Source organism: Gryllotalpicola sp. CP2-P1, from assembly GCF_057512245.1.
In genome coordinates, this window is record NZ_JBLRDT010000273.1 from 1 (window position 1) to 2,569 (window position 2,569).

The 2,569-nt window shown below is 73.7% G+C and carries 2 protein-coding genes; both read left to right on the top strand.

Going from position 1 to position 2,569, the window contains the following annotated elements; all coding sequences use genetic code 11:
* The coding region (locus ACM2XV_RS14090; RefSeq protein WP_487027386.1) for an MFS transporter at positions 1-649 on the top strand (649 nt) is incomplete at its 5' end.
* 311 nt (positions 650-960) lie between these two features.
* Positions 961-2,569 (top strand): gamma-glutamyltransferase family protein (locus tag ACM2XV_RS14095; protein ID WP_487027387.1); only part of this gene is annotated, 1,609 nt, incomplete at its 3' end.

A 2,569-nucleotide genomic window follows, 5' to 3' on the forward strand; every position in this document is an offset into this window, starting at 1 on the left:
CGTCGTCGCCCCCACAGAGGACGACCTGAGCCTCGACGAGCTCAGCCACGCGCACGAGCACGCACCGGCCACGGGACCCTCGCCGTGGCGCACCGCCATCGGCTGGCAGGTCACCGTCTTCATGGGCCTGCAGTCCGTCGGCTTCTACGTGTTCATCACCTGGCTGCCCTCGATCGAGGCCTCGGCCGGCGTGAGCGCCGGCATCGCCGGCATCCACCAGCTCCTGCTCAACGCATTCGGCATCGCCGGCAGCATCATCTGCTCGACGCTGATCCCGCGCTTCCGCGACCAGCGCCTGCTCGCCGTCGGCGCCCCGCTCGTGTTCGCGCTCGCGACGCTCGGCGTGCTGATCGCGCCGCAGCACTCGGAGATCTGGGCCAGCCTCATCGGGCTCGCCGGCGGTGCGAGCATCGTGCTGGCCCTGTCGTTCTTCGGGCTGCGCACCCGGCATCACTCGCAGGCCGCGTCGCTGTCGGGCATGGCGCAGTCGGTCGGCTACCTGCTGGCGGCCGCCGGCCCCATCGCCGCCGGTGGGCTGCACGACGTGACCGGCAGTTGGCGCCCGGCTCTCGTCGCCCTGCTGATCACACTCGTCGTGCTCGCCGGTTTCGGCTACCTCGCGGGTCGGCGGCGGTTCATCGGCGCGTAGCCGCGCCGCCCCCGCGAGACGACCCGCGATGCCGCTCCCGAGACGCATTCCCGCACCTTCGGTCGTCTCACGGCCCCACCGCGCGCCGAAACGACCCACGATGTCACTCCCAAGGCACATTCCCGCACCCCCGGTCGTCTCGGGGCCCTGCCACGCGCCGAGACGACCCACGATGCCGCTCCCAAGGCACATTCACGCACCTTCGGTCGTCTCACGGCCCAACCTCGCACCGAAACGACCCGCGATGCCGGGCTGACGAGGGATTCCCTCGCCGCGGAGCGTGCGGCGTGCCCGGACGCTAGCGTGAGGGCATGGCCTTCAGCACGCCCGACGCGTTCACGACCCGTCCCACCCTGCGCGGCAGCTTCGGCATGGCCGCCTCGACACACTGGCTCGCCACTGCGACCGCCCAGTCGGTGCTCGAGCGCGGCGGGAACGCTGTCGATGCGGCCGTCGCCGCCGGCTTCGTGCTGCACGTCGTCGAGCCGCACCTGAACGGCCCCGGCGGGGACCTGACGGGCCTGTTCGCGCTGGCCGGCTCAGGCGGCGGGGCGAGCGACGACGCGGGTGACGACTCCACAGGCGGGGCGGATGCCTCGGCCGTCCGCGTCTTCATGGGGCAGGGCCCCGCGCCACGCCGCGCGACCATCGAGCACTACCGCGACGTCGAGGGTCTCGCCGACGTCCCGGGCGCCGGTGCGCTGGCCGCCGCCGTGCCGGGGGCGGTGGATGCCTGGCTGTGGCTGCTCGCCGAGCACGGCACCTGGGAGCTCAGCGACGTGCTCGCCTACGCCATCGGGTACGCCGCCGACGGGCATCCGGTCGCCCCCGCTGTCGTCACGACGATCGAGCGCATCGCGCCCCTCTTCCGCTCGCACTGGACCTCGTCGGCCGCGCTGTGGCTGGATGCCGAGGGCAACGCCCCGCGGCCCGGGCAGATCATCACGAACCCGGCCTACGCCCAGGTGCTGCTGCGCCTGCTCGCCGCCGGCCCGGACGACGGCACCCGCGTCGACCGCATCGAGGCGGCGCGCGCCGCCTGGAAGACGGGCTTCGTCGCCCAGGCGATGGAGGCCTTCGCCGCGAGGCCGCATCGCCACAGCGACGGGCGCGACCACGCGGGCGTGCTCGAGGCCGCCGACCTCGCCGACTTCCGCCCCGGCGACGAGGACCCGGTGACGTACTCGTTCCGCGGCCACACGATCGCGAAGACGGGCCCGTGGGGGCAGGGGCCGGTGCTGCTGCAGACGCTCGCGATCCTCGAGGCATACGGGCGCCTGCACGGGCTCACCGACGAGCACCTCGACCCGTCGACGGCGTTCGGCATCCATGTCATCGCCGAGGCCGAGAAGCTCGCGCTCGCCGATCGCGACGCCTGGTACGGCGACCCGGCATTCGTCGACGTGCCGCTGGCGACGCTGCTGTCGGATGCCTACGCCGAAGAGCGCGCCGCCCTGATCGGCGAGACGGCCAGCGCAGAGCTGCGCCCGGGGTCGCCCGACGGCCGCACTCCCATCGATCTCGCCTCGCTGGGCGAGACGGGGTCGGGCAAGACCGGGCTCGTCGATGACATCGAGGTCGCCGACGAGGTCGAGGATGCCGCGCTCGACGCCGAGCCCGGCGCCGGACCCGGCGTCGCGCCCGGCGTCGACGGCGAGCTCACGACGGACGCGTCGGGCCAGACCCGTGGGGACACGTGCCACCTCGACGTCATCGACGCGCAGGGCAACATCGTCACGGTGACGCCGTCGGGCGGCTGGCTGCAGTCGTCGCCGGCCATTCCCGAGCTCGGGTTCTGCCTCGGCACACGCCTGCAGATGTCGTGGCTCGACGAGACGTCGCCGAGCGCGCTGCAGCCGGGGGCGCGGCCGCGCACGACGCTGTCGGCGACGCTCGTCTCCGGCCCCGATGGCGCGCCGC